20 protein-coding genes are annotated in these 21,418 nt (G+C 58.1%); 5 read left to right on the forward strand and 15 right to left on the reverse strand.

Translation table 11 applies throughout. From position 1 onward, the window contains the following. Positions 1 to 122: 122 nt before the first annotated feature. The 6 genes from NAT23_RS11970 to guaB form a co-directional block, all read right to left on the reverse strand. Entirely contained in the window at positions 123 to 653 is a 531-nt protein-coding gene (locus NAT23_RS11970) for an Nmad2 family putative nucleotide modification protein (protein WP_251928667.1), read from the reverse strand. 2 nt (positions 654 to 655) lie between these two features. After that, positions 656 to 1,057 carry a hypothetical protein gene (locus tag NAT23_RS11975; RefSeq protein ID WP_251928670.1) on the reverse strand — a complete coding sequence of 134 codons (402 nt, stop codon included), beginning with the start codon at positions 1,055 to 1,057 and terminating at the stop codon, positions 656 to 658. Between the two features lie 44 nt (positions 1,058 to 1,101). Continuing rightward, positions 1,102 to 1,746 (reverse strand): dCTP deaminase domain-containing protein, encoded by a 645-nt coding sequence (locus tag NAT23_RS11980; RefSeq protein ID WP_251928673.1) that lies wholly within the window; start codon positions 1,744 to 1,746, stop codon positions 1,102 to 1,104. A gap of 13 nt (positions 1,747 to 1,759) precedes the next feature. Further along, a complete protein-coding gene (locus tag NAT23_RS11985; RefSeq protein WP_251928675.1) occupies positions 1,760 to 2,236 on the reverse strand; it encodes a hypothetical protein in 477 nt (158 codons plus the stop codon). A gap of 101 nt (positions 2,237 to 2,337) precedes the next feature. Further along, positions 2,338 to 3,912, reverse strand: a complete 1,575-nt coding sequence (guaA, locus tag NAT23_RS11990; RefSeq protein WP_251928678.1) for a glutamine-hydrolyzing GMP synthase — start codon at positions 3,910 to 3,912, stop codon at positions 2,338 to 2,340. Between the two features lie 114 nt (positions 3,913 to 4,026). Beyond that, positions 4,027 to 5,493 carry an IMP dehydrogenase gene (gene guaB, locus NAT23_RS11995; protein WP_251928680.1) on the reverse strand — a complete coding sequence of 489 codons (1,467 nt, stop codon included), beginning with the start codon at positions 5,491 to 5,493 and terminating at the stop codon, positions 4,027 to 4,029. 122 nt (positions 5,494 to 5,615) lie between these two features. Here guaB and xseA point away from each other — a divergent pair, with 122 nt between their 5' ends. Further along, a complete protein-coding gene (xseA, locus tag NAT23_RS12000) occupies positions 5,616 to 6,953 on the forward strand; it encodes an exodeoxyribonuclease VII large subunit (RefSeq protein WP_251928682.1) in 1,338 nt (445 codons plus the stop codon). An 11-nt stretch (positions 6,954 to 6,964) separates the two neighbouring features. Here xseA and glrR read toward each other — a convergent pair whose 3' ends face one another. The 6 genes from glrR to NAT23_RS12030 all read right to left on the reverse strand — a co-directional run bounded on the left by glrR (position 6,965) and on the right by NAT23_RS12030 (position 14,687). Then, entirely contained in the window at positions 6,965 to 8,341 is a 1,377-nt protein-coding gene (glrR, locus tag NAT23_RS12005) for a two-component system response regulator GlrR (RefSeq protein WP_251928684.1), read from the reverse strand. A 28-nt stretch (positions 8,342 to 8,369) separates the two neighbouring features. Beyond that, positions 8,370 to 8,897 carry a hypothetical protein gene (locus NAT23_RS12010; protein WP_251928687.1) on the reverse strand — a complete coding sequence of 176 codons (528 nt, stop codon included), beginning with the start codon at positions 8,895 to 8,897 and terminating at the stop codon, positions 8,370 to 8,372. Between the two features lie 22 nt (positions 8,898 to 8,919). Further along, positions 8,920 to 10,401, reverse strand: a complete 1,482-nt coding sequence (locus NAT23_RS12015; protein ID WP_251928690.1) for a sensor histidine kinase — start codon at positions 10,399 to 10,401, stop codon at positions 8,920 to 8,922. 769 nt (positions 10,402 to 11,170) lie between these two features. Beyond that, positions 11,171 to 12,484, reverse strand: coding sequence for an amino-acid N-acetyltransferase (argA, locus tag NAT23_RS12020; protein ID WP_251928693.1), 1,314 nt, complete (start codon positions 12,482 to 12,484; stop codon positions 11,171 to 11,173). Between the two features lie 190 nt (positions 12,485 to 12,674). Further along, entirely contained in the window at positions 12,675 to 13,943 is a 1,269-nt protein-coding gene (locus tag NAT23_RS12025) for an inorganic phosphate transporter (protein WP_251928710.1), read from the reverse strand. Between the two features lie 63 nt (positions 13,944 to 14,006). Then, the gene (locus tag NAT23_RS12030; protein WP_251928713.1) at positions 14,007 to 14,687 is read right to left on the reverse strand and encodes a TIGR00153 family protein; all 681 of its coding nucleotides are present in this window, start codon (positions 14,685 to 14,687) and stop codon (positions 14,007 to 14,009) included. A 103-nt stretch (positions 14,688 to 14,790) separates the two neighbouring features. Between NAT23_RS12030 and NAT23_RS12035 the strand changes: the two genes are divergently transcribed. Then, a complete protein-coding gene (locus NAT23_RS12035) occupies positions 14,791 to 15,660 on the forward strand; it encodes a CYTH domain-containing protein (protein ID WP_251928716.1) in 870 nt (289 codons plus the stop codon). 69 nt (positions 15,661 to 15,729) lie between these two features. Here NAT23_RS12035 and NAT23_RS12040 read toward each other — a convergent pair whose 3' ends face one another. Continuing rightward, positions 15,730 to 17,682 (reverse strand): EAL domain-containing protein, encoded by a 1,953-nt coding sequence (locus tag NAT23_RS12040; protein WP_251928720.1) that lies wholly within the window; start codon positions 17,680 to 17,682, stop codon positions 15,730 to 15,732. A gap of 169 nt (positions 17,683 to 17,851) precedes the next feature. On the opposite strand from NAT23_RS12040, the gene NAT23_RS12045 reads away from it, so the two are divergent. Continuing rightward, positions 17,852 to 18,727, forward strand: a complete 876-nt coding sequence (locus tag NAT23_RS12045) for an ion transporter (RefSeq protein WP_251928721.1) — start codon at positions 17,852 to 17,854, stop codon at positions 18,725 to 18,727. 70 nt (positions 18,728 to 18,797) lie between these two features. On the opposite strand, the gene NAT23_RS12050 is transcribed toward NAT23_RS12045, so the two are convergent. Both NAT23_RS12050 and NAT23_RS12055 read right to left on the reverse strand, forming a co-directional pair. Next, positions 18,798 to 19,418, reverse strand: coding sequence for an L-threonylcarbamoyladenylate synthase (locus NAT23_RS12050; protein ID WP_251591549.1), 621 nt, complete (start codon positions 19,416 to 19,418; stop codon positions 18,798 to 18,800). Between the two features lie 64 nt (positions 19,419 to 19,482). Next, positions 19,483 to 20,379, reverse strand: a complete 897-nt coding sequence (locus NAT23_RS12055) for a PHP domain-containing protein (RefSeq protein ID WP_251928723.1) — start codon at positions 20,377 to 20,379, stop codon at positions 19,483 to 19,485. Between the two features lie 152 nt (positions 20,380 to 20,531). Here NAT23_RS12055 and NAT23_RS12060 point away from each other — a divergent pair, with 152 nt between their 5' ends. After that, on the forward strand, positions 20,532 to 21,098 hold the full coding sequence (locus NAT23_RS12060) for a septation protein A (RefSeq protein WP_251591553.1): 567 nt from the start codon (positions 20,532 to 20,534) through the stop codon (positions 21,096 to 21,098). Between the two features lie 3 nt (positions 21,099 to 21,101). Next, a complete protein-coding gene (locus tag NAT23_RS12065) occupies positions 21,102 to 21,401 on the forward strand; it encodes a YciI family protein (RefSeq protein ID WP_251928726.1) in 300 nt (99 codons plus the stop codon). Positions 21,402 to 21,418: the final 17 nt, after the last annotated feature.

A 21,418-nucleotide genomic window follows, 5' to 3' on the forward strand; every position in this document is an offset into this window, starting at 1 on the left:
CGCTTCAAGGCCTAGGCCGAGGGTCAGAATCTGCGTGCCGTCCATGTCGTACCTCCTGTCCATGTGGAGGTCATATCCTGGCCCAGCTCAGGGGGCGAATTCCACACCCAGCGACGAAGAGCCTAAAAATTAGTAACAGAGTCGCGCTCAAAATGGTTTTTATGACCTTGCCCCTTGATAACGAAGTTAGAAAATTCAGAAGGTATTTTTGGGGCAGATTTACCAAAATAAGCAAACTCATTGGATATGAGAACTCGATCGGTAAACAAGACATCCCTAGCCAGATTCTCTTCGCTGATAATACCATTTGGCAAGCTGTGAAAAGAATCTATTTGACGTATTATACCATCACTATCGGTAAAGTAGATATTATCGCCATATTGCTGAAACATGCTTCCATATAGATTTGGTTTTTTTGTGTCGTATATTGGATTATTCCAGTATTCGTTAAAATTGATAATTTTATCAATTTTCATCCAGTAAACTAAGAAGTTTTGCTTTCCATAGTTTGCAGAACCTGTACCTATCACTACATCCCCGACGTTGGAAAACTTACGAATTCTAGGTTTACAATTAGCAAGCGTAAGAAACCCCCAAAAGGGATTTGGAGCAAATCCCAGATCGTGTTCTACTACGTAAGAGTGTATTTTCATTTTTAGCACTTATTTCTTTTAATGTCTTGATATCCAGATTTTTTGCCATCCGGTTTTTCCCACACCGCCTTCCCTTCTAAAACATTTTCCAATTCAGTTGATTCAAAAAAGATAGAAGAAAAACCGCCTATCGCAATTTCTTCTGGTATTTCACCTATATCCTCAACGTAAACTGCAATTACTTTCAATCCGATCTGATTACAAGATGCGATTGATTTTTTTATGTACTCACTTTCACCATTAGAAAGCGGGTAAATGATTACAGCGACATCGCTTCTTACATCTACTTCTTCGCCACTAGAAAATAAACCATTTACAACACTATACTTTTTTGAAAAAAATTCTTTTAAAGTCGAAGAATCAAAACCATCTGGTCCGTCATTTAAAAAGTAAGCTTTTGGCATGTTACCTCCTAGTCTCTAAAGTATAAAATGCAAGCTATTTTTACTCAAAAAAGCTTCAAAGCCACCCCTGCCACAACACTAATGAAAATACCAATAATAATAGCTTTAATACTGCGCTTAACATCAGTTGTACTTTTTTCTATTTTTCTCATACGTAAGTCTAGCGAGCTTAAGGATGCACTATGTTGGGGTATTTGATTCATCAGGTCACTCTCAATTTTTTTAATACCATCTTTACCATATGCATATTGAGCGCTTGACTCTTTTAACTCAGAAAACCAGATCAAAAAAATTCTTTCTTCACCTCGTAAAAAAATATCTTTCGAACCTGCATTAAAAACGGCAAATATAAGCTTGCCGTTATAACCAGGATCGACATGAAAACCGCTTACATTTACCAACCCTTGAACCTTAAATTTATTCTTAATATTTATTAACGCAAAAACATCCTCGGGTATTTTTACATTCTCTCTAGTCAAAAGGTAAGCAAACTGACCTGCAGGGATAACTAAGGTTGAATCTTTATCAAGCATTGTTGCTTCTTGCTGATCAGAATGATCATTAGATCTGCTAATAAAGGCTTCTGCGCCTAGAGTCATAGTATAGGCTGAGCAGTCAACATTTCTCTCATAGAATGGCTCAAATATTTCTTTTCCGTTCCGTCTAACCCATTCTCCCCCGTAAAACATAATCACCCCATTTTTATACTGAATATGGCAATCTATCTTCTAATTCTCTACGTCTATCACGCAAGCTATCTTCAATATTTATATTATTTTCTTCAAAAAAAATCAAAACCCAGCTAAAGATATTTTGATTTGCCTCAAGAGCAATCTCTCTAAAATTTTCTAAATGGTCTATCTTTTCACATGCATCACAAAATCTTCCACTATAATCAGTGTAATTCAGAATTGAAGCTGGAACGCTACTGTCAAAAACCAACTTTTGGTTAAGTGCATTGGCTGAGCTCAAACAAACCAAAAGTATATCAACAGCCGTCCGTCTTACTGGTATTTTTTCGTTTTCTCCACGTACTAACCTTCCTGAGTATTTAGCGAAGTGCAACCCATAATGCTTTAGCCTATCTACTCTAGAAAGAGAGATGATATCAAAATGATTCTTCATATCATGTTTATATTGCTGAGATTGCAAATCTCTAGCCACTGGTATATTCGCCATAATTAGCCCTAATTTTAAAAAATTATCAAGTGATAAGGGCTACAATAGCCCTTATATTTATACAGCCTACCCTACATGCAAACTAATAATTTCCGTAGTATTCACTCCCACTCGATCGTCGCGGGCGGCTTGCTGCTCACATCATACGTCACGCGCGAGACCCCGCTTATCTCGTTGATGATCCGGTTGGAGACCTTCTCGAGCAGCTCATACGGCAGGTGCGCCCAGCGGGCGGTCATGAAGTCGATGGTTTCGACCGCGCGAATGGCAATCACCCACTCGTAGCGGCGGCCATCGCCAACCACGCCCACGGATTTCACCGGCAGGAACACCGCAAAGGCCTGGCTGGTCTTGTGGTACCAGTCGAAGTTATGCAGTTCCTGAATGAAGATGGCGTCGGCTTCGCGGAGGATGTCGGCGTATTCCTTTTTGACTTCACCGAGGATACGCACGCCAAGGCCCGGCCCGGGGAACGGGTGGCGGTAGACCATGTCGTACGGCAGGCCAAGCTCGAGGCCGAGCTTGCGCACTTCGTCCTTGAACAGTTCCCTGAGCGGCTCGACCAGCTTGAGTTTCATGGTGTCTGGCAGGCCGCCGACGTTGTGGTGCGACTTGATCACGTGCGCCTTGCCGGTTTTCGAGGCGGCGGATTCGATCACGTCGGGGTAGATGGTGCCCTGGGCGAGGAACTCGACGCCGTCGATCTTGGCGGCTTCGCGGTCGAACACGTCAATGAAGGTGTTGCCGATGATCTTGCGCTTGGCTTCGGGGTCGTTGACGCCTTCAAGCTTGGTCAGGAACTCGTCTTCGGCATCGACACGAATCACCCGCACGCCCATGTGGGAGGCGAAGGTGTCCATCACCTGGTTGCCTTCGTCCTTTCTGAGAAGACCATTATCGACGAACACGCAGGTGAGCTGATCGCCAATGGCCTTGTGCAGAAGCGCCGCGACCACCGAGGAATCCACCCCGCCGGAGAGGCCAAGCAGAACGTGGCGATCACCGACCTGTTCGCGCACGCGCGCAGAGAGGTCTTCGATGATCTGCGCTGGGGTCCAGAGCTGCTCGGCCTGACAGATTTCGAGCACGAAGCGCTCGAGGATGCGCTGCCCTTGCAGGGTATGGGTCACTTCCGGGTGGAACTGCACGCCGTAGAAGCGTTTTTCTGCCCACGTCATCGCCGCGATCGGGCAGGTCGGGGTGGAGGCCGTGACCGTGAAGGTCTCGGGGGCGCGGGCGACCTTGTCGCCGTGGCTCATCCACACATCCAGCATGGCGTTGCCGTCGTCGGCGATGTGGTCCTTGATGCCGTCGAGCAGTTCGTCATCGGCGATGACCTCGACCTGGGCGTAGCCGAATTCACGCTTTTCGGAGCCTTCGGTGGCGCCGCCGAGCTGCTCGGCCATGGTCTGCATGCCGTAGCAGATGCCGAACACCGGCAGGCCAAGTTCGAACACGCACTCGGGCGCGCGGGGGGAATCAAGCTCGGAGACCGATTCCGGGCCGCCGGAGAGGATGATGCCGTTGGGGTTGTACTCGCGAATCTCGTCTTCGGTGATGTCGAAGGCGCGCACTTCGGAGTACACGCCGAGTTCGCGCACGCGACGGGCGATCAGCTGGGTGTACTGGGAGCCGAAATCGAGGATCAGGATCTTGTGGGAGTGAATGTCTGTCATCAGTGAACCACTGTTTCAGGGGCTCGGCCGGAGCCCTGCTTTAAAAACAAAGAGGGAAGCGTGCGCTGGAATGAGTCCCCCGCAGCTTCCCTCTCCGGCTCGAAACGCTCGAACTTAACCGCGGTAGTTCGGCGCTTCCTTGGTGATCTGCACGTCGTGCACGTGGGATTCGGCAAAGCCTGCGCCGGTGATCTTCACGAACTGGGGCACGGTGCGCATGGTTTCGATGTTGTCGCTTCCGGTATAGCCCATTGAGGCGCGAAGCCCGCCCATCAGCTGATGAACGATGGCGCTCATCACGCCCTTGTACGGCACGCGACCTTCGATGCCTTCCGGCACGAGCTTCTCGACGCCCTCTTCCTTGCTCTGGAAGTAGCGATCCGACGAGCCCTGGGTCTGAGACATCGCGCCCATGGAGCCCATGCCGCGATATGCCTTGTAGGTACGGCCCTGATAGAGCTCGACCTCGCCCGGCGCTTCTTCGGTACCGGCAAGCAGGCCACCGATCATCACGCAGTTGGCGCCGGCGGCAATCGCCTTGGCGATGTCGCCCGAGAAGCGGATGCCACCATCGGCGATCAGCGGAATGCCGTACGCCTTCAGCGCATCGGCCACGTCAGACACGGCGCTGATCTGCGGCACGCCAACACCGGCGACGATGCGGGTGGTGCAGATCGAGCCGGGGCCGATGCCGACCTTGACGGCGTCCGCGCCGGCTTCCGCCAGATCCTTCGCGGCGGCGGCGGTGGCGATGTTGCCGCCAATCACCTGCACCGCAGGGTAGTGTTCCTTGACCCATTTGACGCGGTCGAGCACGCCCTGGGAGTGGCCGTGGGCGGTGTCGACGACGATGACGTCAACGCCTGCTTCGGCAAGGGCGGTCACGCGGTCGGGAGTTTCCGGGCCGGTGCCGACGGCGGCGCCGACCAGCAGGCGGCCGTCGCTGTCCTTGGCGGCGTTCGGATAGGTGCGGGCCTTTTCGATGTCACGCACGGTCACGAGACCGCGCAGCTCGAAGTCCTCGCTCACCACCAGAATCTTTTCGATGCGGTGCTGCTGAAGCTGCGCCTTGATGTCATCAAGCGGCGTACCCTCGAGCACCGTGACCAGTTTCTCACGTGGGGTCATGATGTCGGCGACCTGGTTGCCCACGTCCGGCTGGAAACGCATGTCGCGGCCGGTGACGATGCCGACGAGCTTTTCACCCTCGACGACCGGGAAGCCGGAGTAGCCGTGTTCGTCGGCCATGGCCAGAAGATCCTGCAGCCGCGCCTTGGGGCTGACGGTCACCGGGTCCTTGACGATCACGCTCTCGTGTTTCTTGACCTTCTTGACCGCAGCGGCCTGCTGGGCAATGGTCATGCTCTTGTGAATGATGCCGATGCCGCCTTCCTGGGCCATGGCGATGGCCAGGCGGGCTTCGGTCACGGTATCCATTGCAGAGGACACCAGCGGAATGTTGAGTTCGATATTACGGGTCAGGCGGGATTTGAGGCTAACGTTCTTGGGAAGCACGTTAGAGTAGCCGGGAACGAGTAATACGTCGTCAAACGTAAGAGCTTCTTGCGCTATACGTAACATGTCGGACACGCCCAATGGTCAGGTTGTAGATGCGGCGGGAAAAGGTAATCGCGCATTGTAAACCCTTGCCCGCCCGCGCACAATCCGAACCACAAACCTTCTTTTATTTCAAACGGATAGACATGGCCGACTTACCTGAATCGCCCAACGCGCTGTCGGTGCACGAGCTCAACCGCAGTGCGCGCCTGCTGCTGGACCGCCATTTTGACCTGGTGTGGGTCGAGGGAGAGGTCTCGACGGTCTCACGACCGGCCTCGGGCCATGTCTACTTCACCCTGAAGGATGAGCGCGCTCAGGTGCGCTGCGCGCTCTTTCGAACGAAAGCGATGTTCGTGCGCACCCCGCTCAATCAGGGCGATCAGGTCGCGGTGCAGGCGCGGGTGTCGCTGTTCGAGCCGCGGGGCGACTATCAGCTGATCGTCGAGGCCGCCAAGCCCGCAGGCGAAGGCGCGCTTCTGGCTGCGTTCGAGGCGCTCAAGGCGCGTCTTTTAGAGGAAGGCGTGTTCGCCAATCAGCGGCCACTGCCCTACCCGCCCCGGCATCTGGGCATCGTGACCTCGGCCACCGGCGCCGCGCTTCAGGATGTGCTGGCCGTACTTCGAACACGCTGGCCGTTCATGGCGGTGAGCGTATTTCCGGTGCCGGTACAGGGCGGCGCGTCGGCACCGGCCATCGTCCAGGCGCTCGAGCGCGCCGCACGCGAGGATAGCGTCGATGCGCTTTTGGTCACCCGCGGCGGCGGCAGCCTCGAGGATTTATGGGCGTTCAACGATGAAAGGCTTGCCCGGGCGATCTTTCAAAGCCCGATTCCGGTGATGAGCGCCGTCGGCCATGAGGTCGACACCACCCTTGCCGATTTTGCCGCCGATGCCCGAGCGCCCACGCCGTCTGCCGCCGCCGAGCAACTGGTGCCGGATGCCCACGTCATCAAACAGCAGTTGGCCGCGTTGGCGCGGCGGCTGATGCGGGCAATGGATCACACCCTGATTCAGGCCAGTCAGCGGCTCGACCGCGCCCGGCTCTCGCTCAAGCACCCCGGCGAAAAGCTCGCCCAGCACCGCACCACGCTCGAACAGCTCGAGCGGCGGTTGAACTACGCGATCATGCAGATGCTGCGCCAGAAACGGCGTGACGTGGCGCTTCTGGAGGCGCGCCTCGAGCGGCAGCCGCCCCGGAAGACCGTTGAGCAGGCCGCGGCCCGGCTCGAATCACTGGACAGGCGCCTGAGTGAGGCAATGGCGAGACAGAAAGACAGGCACGTTCGCACGCTCGAGGGTCTGGCGCACCGGCTTCATATCGTAAGCCCGCTGGCGACGCTGTCGCGGGGCTACGCCATTGCCGAAAACGCCGATAAAGAGGTGATCCGGCGCGCGAAGGACACGGCGCCGGGAGAGAAAATCACGATTCGGTTGGCGGAGGGGCGCGTCAGCGCCGAAATCAAACGGCGCTTTTCACGTTAGCAAGCCGTGCTTTACGCGTTAGATTGCCGGGGCGGCTCGGCGTCGCTTGCGACCTTGAAGCGCGCGGCCTCGAGGTCGTGCTTGGCAAGCAGCTTGTAGAAATCGGTGCGGTTGCGGCCGGCGATGCGCGCGGCCTGAGTCACGTTGCCGTCGGTCATCTTGAGCACCTTGATCAGATAGCTGCGCTCGAACCCCGCCCGCGCCTCATTGAATGACGGCAACACCGACTCATCGGAAGCCAGCGCCTGAGAGACCAGCCCCTGACTGATGATCGGCGAGGTCGAAAGCGCCACACACTGCTCGACCACATTGACGAGCTGGCGCACATTGCCGGGCCACTCGTAGCCGGTCAGAAGCGACAGCGCCTCCGGTGAAAAGCCGTTGACGCTTGACTGGTGGCGCGTCGCGATCTGCTTGACCAGATGCTTGGCCAGAAGCGGGATGTCCTCGGCGCGTTCGGCAAGCGATGGCAGGCGCAGATTGACCACGTTCAAGCGGTAATACAGGTCTTCGCGGAAATCGCCGTTTTGCATGCCCTGGGCCAGATCGCGGTGCGTGGCCGAAATGATCCGGACATCGATCGGTACCGAGCGGGTGCTGCCAAGCGGGCGCACCTGGCGCTCTTGCAGTACGCGAAGCAGTTTGACCTGAAGCGCCAGCGGCATATCGCCGATTTCATCGAGAAAGAGCGTGCCACCGTTGGCGGCCTGAAAGAGGCCATCGTGGGCATGAGAGGCGCCGGTGAACGCGCCCTTGGCGTGGCCGAACAGCTCGCTTTCAAGGAGCTGTTCCGGCAGCGCGCCGCAGTTGATCGCAATGAAGGGCTGATGCGCTCGGCCACTCGCCCGGTGAATCGCGTTGGCCATCAGTTCCTTACCGCTGCCGGAAGGGCCGGTGATCAATACGCTGACGTCACTGCCGGCGACCATCTTGGCCTGATCCAGAAGCTGCTCCATCTGGGCGCTTCGGGTCACGATCGCTTCACGCCAGGTCAGGTCGTCCTGACCGACGTTGGGGGTCTGTTTGAGGGCCTCGGACACCGCCGTGAACAGCTCGTCCTTGTCGATCGGCTTGGTCAAAAAGCTGAAGACGCCTTTCTGGGTCGCGCTGACGGCGTCCGGAATCGAGCCGTGCGCGGTCAGAATGATCACGGGGAGTCCCGGGTGGCGGCGCTGCACCTCGTGAAACAGCGCCATGCCGTCCATCTCGTCCATGCGCAGGTCTGAAAGCACCAGATCCGGGCGTTCGGTCTGAATGGCACTCAGCGCATCACGGCCGCTGCCGGCCGTGGTGACCTTGTACCCGCGGCTTTCCAGTCGCATGCTCAAAAGGCGTAACAGGCTCGCATCATCATCGACGAGTAACAGATGGGCCGTAGCTGCAGTCACCAGGGATCGCTCCTCTATCGGGCGTCGCTCAGGGCGTGCGGCGCCGCGCGTTCATACTCTCTTCTATGGCAGTCAGGGCATCGAGCTTCTTGGAAAGCTCGGCGTTTTCGCGCCGCAAACGCTGAACCTGCTGGTCGTTGCTTGATACGTTGGTCACTAGACTGCGGCGGGCTTCGAGGTCATTTAGCCAGTAGCGCAACAGGGGCTGAAGCGCACTCGGCGCGCCGGATATATCGCGCTTGTAGAGCTCGGCGGCTTGTTTCCATTGATCCTTTCCGCTCCAGGACAATACCACAGCGCGAGCCAGACGATCCTGTGCAGTATCGTCAGCGGTTTGTTTCAGCATGTCACGACGCCAGTCACTGTCCTCGCGCTGCGCCTTGAGACCGAAGGACACCCAGTTGGGCAGAAGGCACTCGCCCTCCACCAGCACCGGTGGCCCGTAATAGAAGCAGTTTGCGCTACCGCCTGAAACCGTCGCGTCGGTGTTCATCATCTGGCACCCGGAAAGCAGCGCGGCCAGCGCCATTCCTGCCAGTAGTTTCGTATATTTCATGACCCTTCACTTCCTGGTTTTATCAGGCGTTTTGTACAGCCTGTTCATCGTTATCGTTTTCTTCGAGCCGCTCACCGAGCCAGGGCAAAATCAGACGGAAGCAGACCGCGGCCTCGCCATCATCATCCTCGACAAGCTCGAGCGTGCCATCCTGGGCGGCGGCACTGTCGGAGGCCACTGACAGGCCGATCCCCGACCCTTTCAGCGGACCCTTGCGCTTGGACGCCCCCTGATAGAACGGCTCGAACAGGTGATCCCGATCCTTATCGGCAATCGGTTCACCGGTATTGGCCACTTCGATGTAGAGCATCTCGTCGTGCACGAACGTGCGCACCCACAGTTTGCCGTTGTCCTCACCGTAGGCGACCGCGTTGGACACCAGGTTATCGACGATGCGCAGGGTGCGGGTACGATCGGCCTGCCACGGCAGGCGGTAGCGAGACCAGCTAACCGCCATGGCCTTGCTCTCGAGCGCCAGATGATGCTTGTTGAGCACTTCCTGCACCATGTGCGAGACATCGAAGCGTTTAACCTGGAGCTTCCGGTTGTGCTGAAGCAGGTTGTAATCAAGCAGCTGCTCGATCAGGGTCTGAAGCTCCTGGCTGCTTTCATCAAGCAGCAGGACGATCTCGCGCTGACGCGGCGCCAGCTCGCCGACAATGCCATCGGCAAGAAGGCCGGTGCCCTCTCGAATGCTTGCAAGCGGCGTCTTGAGCTCATGGGACATATGGCGCAGAAACTGTTGCTTCTGCGCTTCAAGCTCTTCCAACCGGGTGGAAAGCCACGTCAGCCGCTCGCCCAGATTAACCAGTTCCGACGGCCCCTGAAGCCGGACGGGTTCTGCCTGACGGTCGCCGCTACCGATGCCGAGAATGCGGGTTTCGAGCTGCTTGATTGGCCGAATGATCAGCCAGGTAAAAAACAGAATCAGCGCAAGACTGACCGGAATCAGGATCGCCGATTGCAGCCAGAGCTGACGCTTGACCTCTCGGGCCCGCGCTCGAATGGTGTCGATACGGGCATCGACGATGTCACGGGTCTTGTTAAGCAACTCATCGGTATGTTGTGAAAAGCTCTGGAAATCGGAGAGCCCCTCCCTGATCTCCTTGAGCGGCGCCGTACTAAGCGCCTGAAGCCCGGTCAGCTCCTTCTCGAGCACGTCGATGATGGGGTCGTTGCCCAGAAGCGTCGCCTGCTGGTTCAGCAGCTCACGGTAGCGCTCGGCCCGCTCGTTGTAGATGCTTAAAAGACCGGGGTCTTCCAGCACCGCGTATTGACGAGCGCTTCGCTCCATTTCGACCGACAGGTTTGTGAGTGTTCTGGCCCGGCGCGTCTGGTCGACGGCCTGACGAGCACTGACATCGGCAAGCTCGGAAAGCTCGGACAGGGTCTGACCGGCCTGGAAGATAAGAACTGCCATCGGCAGCATCACCATCACGAATGCCAGAAGTACCAGTTGAGGCAGGGAGCGAGGACGCCAGCGGCGGGAGACGTTGTTGGCCATGGTCGTTAGGCTCACGCAGATAATCGAAAGTTCCTTTACATATCCTAACACGATACGCGCGCCCACCATCCACTCAAACACGGTTTGACGAGATTGACGTGAATAAAAAAAGCCGACAAATGTCGGCTTAAGGTACGCAGGGAACTGAAGGGTAATGCAGACGCAGCCGGGCACTGCCTGACCAGCTTATCCCGATTGCGCCGTGAGACCTTGTGGTCTCGTGAAGCCGACGAGCCTCCTTGGAAACGTCAGGAGAGACTCTGTGCCAGGCACCGGCTTCAATTCGGTAGCACCAAGCCAGGAGGCTTGGCACTGAATTTGGTCTCTCCCATCCATGGGAGAGGTGACGTCCATGCCCTGAGCGAAAGCTCGCTCGAATACACCCATTCCGTAGGTGCTCTTTTTTTCATCGCACTTTTTGCACTTTCAAGAAACAAAACGAACAAGGGGGGAGACGTTGGCCTCGATCACGCCCTGTGCAGCGCTTCGCTTCACGCAATTACTAGTGCCAAAACCGTGCCATTATTTAAATAATTCTTTAAAATCAATAGCATGAAAAATAATGGCTTTATAATCCTGTCGCAAGACTCAAAAAATCGGATATGGAACAGGCGTGCGCTCTAAAATGTGTTGCCATTTAGAGACATCAAAAAAGGGCTTTAAAAAAAGCCCTTTAAAATCATATTCATACAACGTCTCTATTTGAATACAGTGTTTTCTTTGACTGTCGCCAAAGCCCAACACGGTAAGCACCTGAGCTGTCGGTCAATTACAGGGTCTTGATCAAGACCTTCGAATTTCGAGTCGGGCTGTAATTTTGCTGGCGCGAAGGCGGAAGGCGTTCGAGCGAGCCGGTCTCAAAGCCGTGCTCGAAAAACCAGTGGGCCGTGTGGGTCGTCAACGCAAACAGGGTGGTGACACCGCGCTCCTGGGCACGTCGCTCGATGGCGCCAAGCAATACGTCGCCCCGCTCGCCGCCGCGGTAACTGTCGTGCACCACGACACAGGCAAGCTCGGCAAAGCTGCGCTCGGGCATCAGGTGCAGCGCCGCGCAGCCAATGATCATGCCGTCACGCTCGATCACCAGATAATCATGAATGTCATGCTCGAGGCGCTCGCGCGAACGGGCAACCAGGACACCCTTCTCCTCCAGCGGTTGCAGCAACGCCAACAGCCCACCGATGTCGTGCAATTCGGCGTCACGAAGCTGTTCGTAGCGGTCTCGCGTAATCATGGTGCCGACGCCATCGCGGGTAAAAAGCTCACCCAAAAGCGCGTCGCGATCACGCCAGGAAAGCAGGTGTGTGCGCGAGACGCCCTGGCGGGCGGCGTGGCAGGCCACCTCCATATGCCGGCGAAGCTCCTCGCCAAGCGAGGCGCTCTCCCCCAGAAAACGTTCGGCGTCCGCTGGACTCAGCTGACGCTGAAGCCCGAGCCGCGGGTCGCTGAACCCGGCCTGTTCTCCCATCAGAATCAGCTTGTCGGCCTTTAGCGCGGTGGCCGTGTGCAGCGCGACATCCACCGCACTGATGTCGAACACCTCGCCGGTGCTCGAGTACCCGATCGGCGGCAGGATAACCAGATGGCGCTGATCGAGCATCGAATCGATAGCCTCCGAGCGCACGCGCCGAACCTCTCCCTCATGCATGTAATCGACGCCGCCTCGAATACCGAACGGCTTGGCCATGACCAGATTGCCACTGACGGCAGTAATGTCGGCGCCGTACATTGGCGTGTTCGGCAGCCCCAGAGAGAACTGGGCTTCCAGCGCCAAGCGAAGACGCATCGCCTCATGCTCGATCAGTGCCATCGCGGCGGAGTCGACCACTCGCGGAGTGCGACCCCGCTTGACAGGAAGACCGGCGTCAGTAAGTGCCGCCTCGACCTGAGGGCGAATACCGAAGACCAGCACCACCCTCACGCCAAGAATGTGCAATAGCGCAATGTCGTGCACGAGCGAATCACGCCAGCCTTCCTGCAGGGCCTCCCCCTCGATCAGCAGAACGAACGTACGCCCGCGGTGGGCGTTGATGTAGGGCGAACTGCTTCGAAACCAGTCGGCAAAGGGGAAGGATGTGTTCAACGAAAGCTCCTGAAAAACGGTGTTATGCATCGCGCACTATAGCAAGGGGGCCACAGGCGTTCATCCGGGCATTGGACATAAGTGGCGGGCTCAAGTACCGGGCCCAAGCAACGAACCTAAGTACCAGGCCTAAATACCGCGCATAAAAAAGCGCGGCAGTAGCCGCGCTTTTTTGAGACGGTCGATCGGCTCAGCCGAACATGCCCTTGAACATGAAAAAGAAGATGATCGAGAGCAGCGCGCCGGCGGGCAACGTGACAAGCCAGGACACCACGATGGTCCCGAGCACGCGCAGATTAAGTGCGTGCATGCCGCGGGCAAGGCCCACCCCGAGTACCGCGCCGACCAACGTGTGCGTAGTCGAGATTGGCAGGCCAATACCGGAAGCCAGCACCACGGTGGTGGCGGCGGCAAGCGTTGCCGCAAAGCCGCGGCTCGGCGTCAGTTCCGTGATGCCGGTGCCCACGGTCGCAATAACCTTGTGGCCCAACGTCACCAGACCCACGACGATGCCGGCGCCACCAAGCAGCAGAATCCAGCCGGGCATGCTCGAAGCCGCTCCCAGATCACCATGGGTATTGACGATGCTGACCACCGCCGCCAGCGGCCCGACCGCGTTGGCCACGTCGTTAGAGCCATGGGCAAAGGCCATCGCACACGCCGTGAACATCATCAGAAGGCCAAAGACGCGCTCGACGCTTGCGAAACTGAAGCTGTCGTTTTCCTTGGTCGGCTCACGCCCGATACGGCGCTCGAGCAGGATCCCGATCAGCATGATGATCGCCCCCACTCCTGCCGACAACAGCGCGCTGTCCACAAACGACAGATGAAGACCAATGTGCTTGAGCCCCTTGAGCAGCGTCACCATCGAGATGATGAAGCCGACCAGAAACATATAGCCCGGCACGTAGCGCTTGGCCGCGGCGAACGGGTCGCTGTTTTCAAAAATGAGGCGCTGAACCGAACGGAACAGCAGATAGGCGATAAGCCCGGCAAGAAGCGGTGAGGTCAGCCAGCTGGAGACGATCTGGCCGAGCGTGCCCCACTCGATGCTCTCGGGCCCAAGCCCCGCCAGGCCGAAACCGACGATGGCGCCGACGATCGAGTGCGTGGTCGAGACCGGCCAGCCCTTGTTGGAGGCGATCATCAGCCAGATGCCAGCCGACAACAGCGAGGCCAACATGCCGTAGGCAAGGTATTGAGGATTCTGGGCGAGCAGCTCCGGGTCGATGATGCCCTTGCGGATGGTCGAGGTGACCTCACCGCCGGCAAGCCAGGCCCCGAGAAACTCGAACACGATGGCGATCAGGATCGCCTGCTTGATGGTGATGGCCTTGGACCCGACGGAGGTGCCCATGGCATTGGCGACATCGTTGGCGCCGACCCCCCAAGCCATAAAAAAACCGAACACACAGGCGAGAATAATGAATAGGTCGCCGTACTGGGCAATGATGGTCATAAGCGTTCAGATATCTTCACTTCAAAGCGTACATAAAGGCCCGGAGGCGGCGAGGTCGCCACCTCAACGGGCCAGCAAAATCTGCAGGCGGGCACCGACACGTTCGGCGCAATCAGACACTTCGCCGACCCAGTCGATGATCTGGTACAAGAACACCACCTCGACCGGTGGCAGGTTCTGTTCGAGTTCGAACAGCTGACGGCGGATCGCGACCTGCTGATCATCGGCCTGATGCTCGAGCTCATGCAATTCCTTGATGAAGCCCTGGAGCACCCCGTAGACGTTGCTGCCGAAGCCGGACTCGATCAGATCATCGAGCTCGTGCAGCGCCTTGCGAGCCTGATACACGGTATCGACCGCGATTTTCAGATACAACCGCATCGGCTCTTCCAGGCTTTCAGGCACATGCATCTTACGCCCGAGCATAATGCCGGCGATGTCCTTGATCTTGTTGGCAATCTTGTCCTGAACGCTGATCAGTTCCAGCAGATCCGAACGCGAGACCGGCAGAAACAGCGTATTGGGCAAGTTCAGGCGAAGCTTGGTCTTGAGTTCATCCGCCTCGTGCTCGCACTGACTGATCTGGTTGCGAAGTTCGCCCGCCTTGTCCCAGTCATCGCGCAGGGTGGCATCGTAGAAAGCCAGAAGGAGGTCGGCGCTTTCAGTAGTTTTAACTATGTGTTCAAGCAGCGGCTGAAACGGAGAGCGCCCGAAAAGCGCTGAAAATGGATTATGACTTACCATGAGAATTCAACGTACGTTGGGAATGGCGCCGCCAGTATATAAACTGCGCACTCCATCGTCATGAAAAATTAACATTCACCTTTAAAAAGAACGGATCGACACAGTGGCCATCGAGACCGAACTCAAGTTGCAAACAACGCCGGACGCACGTGACGCCCTGATGGCGCACCCACTGTTGAGCGGCCTGAACGCCAAGCACCAGTGGCTTCAAAACACCTACTACGACACGCCCGAGGCCCGGCTCAACGCTCTTAAAATGGCACTGCGGCTTCGCGTCACCGACCATGAAATCGTACAGACCCTAAAGACCGCCGGGCGTGAAACGGGCGGCATCAGTCAGCGTGGCGAGTGGGAATGGGTCCGCCCTGCCCCGGAACTCAACACGAAGGTGCTGAATGATCTCGAGGCGGTCGAGCTTGACCAAGCGACGCTTGATGCGCTCGAGCCGGTGTTCACGACCGACTTCACCCGCACCAGCTGGGCGCTCGAGTATGAGGGAGTACCGATCGAGGTTGCCTTTGACCAGGGCCACATCGAGGCCCACGGGCATCGCTGCAGCATTTGCGAGGTCGAGCTCGAGCTGAAACGCGAAACGAAGGATGCCATCGGCGTCTTGGCGCGTTTGGCCACCGCGCTTTCAGAGGTCACACCGCTGCGCCCGGCCAACGCCAGCAAGGCCGCTCGCGCAGGCCGACTTGCCGCCAATCACTGGCCGCTGCCGTCACTCCCCTCTAGCGATGACTGCGGGCAGTTCGACACGCTGACCGCGGCGCTTGACGCCTTCAGTGACAGTGATGATCCCGCGCATTTGAGCCGAGCGGTTAAAAGCGCCGACGTTCTGGCCACAAGCGACGAGCCGTCGGTAGCAGACGCCGGCAGGACGCTGTCTCGAGCGCTTCGGGATGGCTCACCGCTGACGCATGAGGCAAGCCTTGCAGGCCTTGCCCTGCTCACGCACTGCTACGGTAATTAAGTTGCACGGCCAAAAGGGGCGCACACCCCAAAGATGCACACCACTGGAAGTCGCGCACGGCCACGAACACTAGGCGCTTGAGGGGGTGTAACGAGCTGGCACCGGAAAACGCCCCACCTGCGCCAACAGATCCTCGGCCGATCGGGGTTCGCAGTAAACGAACCCCTGAATCGTATCGACACCGAGCCCGCGGACGATGGCCAGTGTTTCCAGGTCCTCGACCCCCTCTACCACCACGTCATAGCCCAGTCGAAAGCACAGCTCGCTGACTGACGCCAGGACGTGGCGTTTTCGGGGCAGCGACTTGATATCCTGAATCAGGCACTTGTCGAACTTGATGGTGTCCAGCGGCAACTCGCTCAACTGCGACAGCGACGAGTACCCACTGCCGAAGTCGTCGAGTGCCACCCGAATGCCCATATCCCGCAGGGCATTCAGCGTTGTCTGGGCGTGCGCAAGACTTGCCAGAACAGTCGATTCAGTCACTTCGACCTGAAACCGTGAAGGTGCCACGCCGTAACGGTCCAGCCGGTCGCTCAGCCACGTCACCAGCGTATCGTCCTGCAACTGTTGACGAGAGAGGTTCACGTTGAGCGTGAACTCGGTGCCGTAACGCGCCTCGAAGGCTTCTTCCGTCATCAGGGAAAGCGCCCTGTCAATCATGCGCCGGCTCAGCTCATGAATCAGCGCGCTCTGTTCGGCCACGTCCATGAAACAGGCGGGCGGTACCAGTCCGTCGGCCGTCTGTAGGCGCATCAACCCCTCAAAAGCCGTAATGCGCCCTTCTTCCCGCAGACTCACGATCGGCTGGAACAGGCAACGCACACCATCATCGTCAAGCGCCTGACGAATCAATTGCTCACCGGTACTGGCCTGACGCTCGGAAAGCTCGAGCGCGTCCGAATACTGACAGCGAAAACCAACGCCGCGCCGCGCCGCGTATTGGGTTGCCAGGCGCGCACGCGCACGAATGGATGAACTCAAAAGCCCCTGAGTGGGCGAAAAGGCGGCCGTACCCATCGCGTAGGAAAGCCATACGCGCTTGTTCTTGAACGGTTTAGGCCGGGAAAGTACGCCTTCGATTTCAACAAGGCTTGCCTCGAGCTCGGACGAATCGGAGGCCTTCAGCACGACCGCAAAGGTGTGCTCGGGCAGAAGTATCAGCGGGGTGTTGTCAGGCAACACCTCCGCCAGCTCGTCGCCCAGGTACTTCAAAAGCCCGTTGACGTAGTGAGGCAGGCTCGATTCCATCACCGAGCACACGTTCGAAAGCCCGATCGAGACCAGACAGAAACGGGCGTCATCCGACGCGCGGCAGGCGTCATCCAGCAGCTGATCGAGCAGTTCGCCGTTACCGAGGCCCGTGGCCGGGTCGGTGTAGTGCCGGTGCGTAACGTCGGTGTGGGTGCCGATCAGCCAGGTCGGCGCCTCTCCGGTCATTGCGTCCTTGATGCCGCGGCAATGCATGACCCGCCAGTGGCCGGCGCCATCGAGGATTCGATACTCGAGATCAAGCGTTGGGGTGCGGTCGGCCAGATGATCATCGATTGCGCGGCGAAAGGGCCCACGGTCGTCGGCATGAATACGTGACAGCCACACCGTCGGCGGCTGGGGGTCGGTAAGCGGGGCAAGGCCTAACGTATTGAACCAGCGGGGCGACAGGTGGATTCGGTCCTCGTCGAGTGCCCATTCGAACACGCCGTCGCGGCTGCCGCTAAGAATCAGGTGAAGCTTTCGGGCATAGCTGTCACGGGCTTCGATGGCGCGCCGCAACAGCCCGTCGAGCCCGGTGTGCGCCGATGTGCTGCAGGCGCCTGCGCCCTCGATTCGATCGAGCAGAACCGCACAAAGCGCCGACAGCCGTTCGACACGCGGCATATCGATTCGATCGCGCAGTTCGCCACGGTCGGTCTCGCACAGGGCGGTTTCCAGTCGGTCGCTCAGCGTATCCAGCGACTGCTCGACCTCGCGACGCCCCTTATCGCTGCGTGTGAGTGCCCGGTCGGCACGTGTTTCGCCCATCGTGTTTCTTCCTTCACCAGCTGCGATCGAATCGATTGTTGCTTATACTTGAACGCTTGCCCCGTGCTCCGCCGTGGCGGGATCGAATGCAATTCTTTAGATAACGGCGCCGGATCAAGGCACTGAATACCCTGCCTGCAGCCCATTTCGCCCTACGCCGGAGACACACGTGACGCACTCATCCCCGTTCACGCCTGCTGAGAAGAGCTTCAAGGCGCGTGTTTTTCAGATCATCTTCGAATCCGATACCCGCGCCGGAAAGATCTTCGATATCGCCCTGATCACGATGATCCTTCTGAGTGTGACCTGCGTCCTGCTCGACAGCGTCCCGCATCTGAATCAGCGCTTCGGTACCTATTTCGGCTGGGTCGAATGGGGGTTCACGGGCCTGTTCACGCTCGAATATCTGGCGCGTATCTGGTGCCTTGCACAACCCAAACGCTATATCTTCAGCTTTTACGGTGTCATCGACTTCATCAGCATCCTGCCCAGCTGGCTGAGCCTTCTGCTGCCGGGCGCCCAGACGCTGATGGTCATTCGCATCATGCGTGTACTGAGACTCTTTCGAATTCTGCGTCTGATGGAATTCGTCGGTGAAGGTCGGCTCTTGATGCAGGCGCTTAACCGAAGCCGGCGCAAGATTTTGCTGTTTTTGATCGCGGTGCTGTCGATCATTACCGTGTTCGGCTCGTTGATCTATCTGATCGAACCGCCCGAGGCGGGCTTCACCAGCATTCCAAGGGCCCTTTATTGGGCGATCGTGACCCTGACAACCGTCGGCTATGGCGACATCGCGCCGATCACGCCACTTGGCCAGTTCATCTCGGCCATCATGATGATCCTCGGCTATTCGATTCTGGCCGTACCGACCGGGGTGTTCTCCGCCGAGGTCATTCGCACCATTCGGCTCGACCAGGAGTCCGAGGAAGCCTGCCCCGGCTGTGGTCGCGAAGGCCATGACAAGGACGCCAAATACTGCAAGTCCTGCGGCACCTGGCTTGATGAGGAAACCGAGGACCCTCGCGAGAAGGCCTCGGATGACTGAAACCGAACAAGTCTAAATTAGAGTATTAAGCATATTTAAACTTGTTCGATTCGCGCATGGGGGTGGGGCGTTACTCGAAGGCGGCGCTGTCGCCACGGCCGTGACGTAAAATCACGGGGGGAAGGTCGCGAAGATCCACCACGGTGGTGGGCTCGAGGTGGCAGGCACCGCCGTCGATTACAGCGTCCAAATGCGCGCCGAAGCGCTCTTGAATCTCCTCCGGATCAGTCATCGGCAGCGTCTCACCGACTGGAATCAACGTCACGCTCATCATGGCACTGCCAAGGGCGTCCAAGAGCGCGTGCGTGATGACGTGATCGGGCACTCGAACCCCGATGGAGCGGCGTTTGGGGTGCAACAGCAGCCGCGGCACATCGTTGGTGGCGTCCAGAATGAAGGTATAGGCGCCGGGCGTGTGCGCCTTCAACAGTCGAAACACGCTGTTGTCGACCTTGGCGTAGGTGCCAATGTCGGAAAGATCGGAACACATCAGGGTGAAGTTGTGCCGATCATCGAGCTGGCGCAACCATTTGATCTTCTCGACTGCTTTCTTCTCACCCAGAAGACACCCCAGCGCGTAGCCGGAATCGGTCGGGTAGGCAATAACGCCGCCCTTGCGAACGATGTCGATCGCCTGCTGGATCAACCGGGGCTGTGGGTTGTCCGGATGCATACTTAGAAACTGGCTCATGGCGACGTCCTTAAAACAAAGTGATCGTGTAATCGTTGGGCGATCATCAGTATAGACGACCGCTCTACCCGGTTGCGGCCGCGCACCACTCGGCCAAGCGAGGATGGGCCCAGACCGGCGCGATCGCGGTGCGTGGAATGGGACTGAATCGACCCGGGGTAACCGGCCCGCCCGGTGCGTGAAAGTCGCTTCCAAGTGAGCCATACATCTCGCGGCGCGTTAGAATCTGGGCCAGGTCGCGGCCCCGGTCGGGGTTCTGGAAGCCGCTGACCAGCTCGGCGCCGATGCAGCCGGCCGCCTGGGCATCATCGAGCAGCGTGACCATCTTCTTGCGGGTAAGCTTATAGCGAAGCGGGTGCGCGATGAGGGCCACCCCGCCGCTTGCATCAATCCATGAGGCCGCATCACCAAGGCTTGGCCAGTGCTGTTTGACGTCGCCGGTCTTGCCCGCGCCGAGATACTTCTTGAACGCGGACTGCACATCATCCACCAGCCCCGCCTCGACCAGCGCTCGAGCGAAATCCGGTCGTCCAAGCGCCTCGCGCTCACCGGCCTGAGCCTGCGCCCTGGCGTAGGCATCCGTCAGCCCGATGCGCTCGAGCCGCCGCGCGATCTCGACGTTACGCTCGGCGCGAAACCGTGCCTGGTCCGCAAGCCCGGCCGTCAGGGCCGCTCCGGGCCGCTTCGGAAGCAGCGCCACCATATGAATGGTCACGCCGCGCCACTGACACGAGATTTCCGCGCCCGGCAGCACCGCAACGCCTAAACGCTTGCCCGCCGCGACCGCCTCACTGACGCCCTCGATGGTGTCGTGATCGGTCAGGGCCATCGCCTGCACGTCGCGGGCAGCGGCCAGCTCGACCAGCTCGGTCGGCGACAGCGCGCCGTCGGAAGCCGTCGAGTGCATGTGAAAATCGAGGCCGTAAGCGGCGTCGAGTCGCTCGGGAAGCGCCAGGGGCATGTTCGAAACTCTCGCGTCATTGGATGCCAGCGCATCATATCAGCTCGCCGGCCGGGCTGCTCAACCGGGCCAGAGCCGTGCTAAGCTCCTCCCCCACACGCCGGCCCCGGCCGACCCACGAGCCCACGCCCTCATGGAGATCGCGCTCGCTCATGAAAATGCTGATCGACTTTTTACCCATTGCGGTGTTTTTCATCGTCTACCAAATGACCAAGGACATTGTTCTTGCCACCGCTGTACTGATTCCGGCCACCATCGCTCAGGTTCTGTTTACCTGGTGGCGCTATCGCAAGATCGAAAAGATGCACCTGGTCACGCTTGCCCTGGTTGTTGTGCTCGGGGGGGCGACGGTTCTTTTCCACAACGGCGACTTCATCAAATGGAAGCCGACCATCGTCAACTGGCTGTTCGGCGTCGCGTTTCTGCTGTCGCCGCTTTTTGGTGGCAAAACGCTCATTCAGCGCATGATGGAAAAGAACCTGACCCTGCCCAAGCAGGTCTGGACCCGGCTCAATCTGGCCTGGGTCGCCTTCTTTCTCGTGCTCGGCGCCGTCAACATCTTCGTGTTCAAAAGCTTCAGTGAAGAGACCTGGGTCGATTTCAAACTCTTCGGCATGATGGGGCTGACCCTGCTGTTCATCCTGATGCAAGGGGTCTATCTGGCCCGCCACATGAAGAACAACCCTGATTCCATCAACGCACCCAATCGCAAGGAGTAACGCATGCTCTACGCCATCATGACCCAGGATGTGGATGACAGCCTGTCGCTTCGACAAGGCGTTCGCACCGAACATCTGGCACGGTTGAACGCACTCAAGGATGAAGGCCGCCTGCTGATGGCAGGCCCCTTTCCGGCCATCGACGCCAATGATCCGGGCGATGCCGGTTTCACGGGCAGCCTGATCGTTGCCGAGTTCGATTCGCTCGAGACCGCCAAGCGCTGGGCCGATGACGACCCCTACGTCAGCGCCGGTGTCACGGCGTCGGTGAGCGTCAAACCGTTCAAGAACGTACTGCCATAAACGGCCATGGGGTTATC

It is taken from the genome of Larsenimonas salina (assembly GCF_023736155.1).
Taxonomy (GTDB): Bacteria; Pseudomonadota; Gammaproteobacteria; order Pseudomonadales; family Halomonadaceae; genus Larsenimonas; species Larsenimonas salina.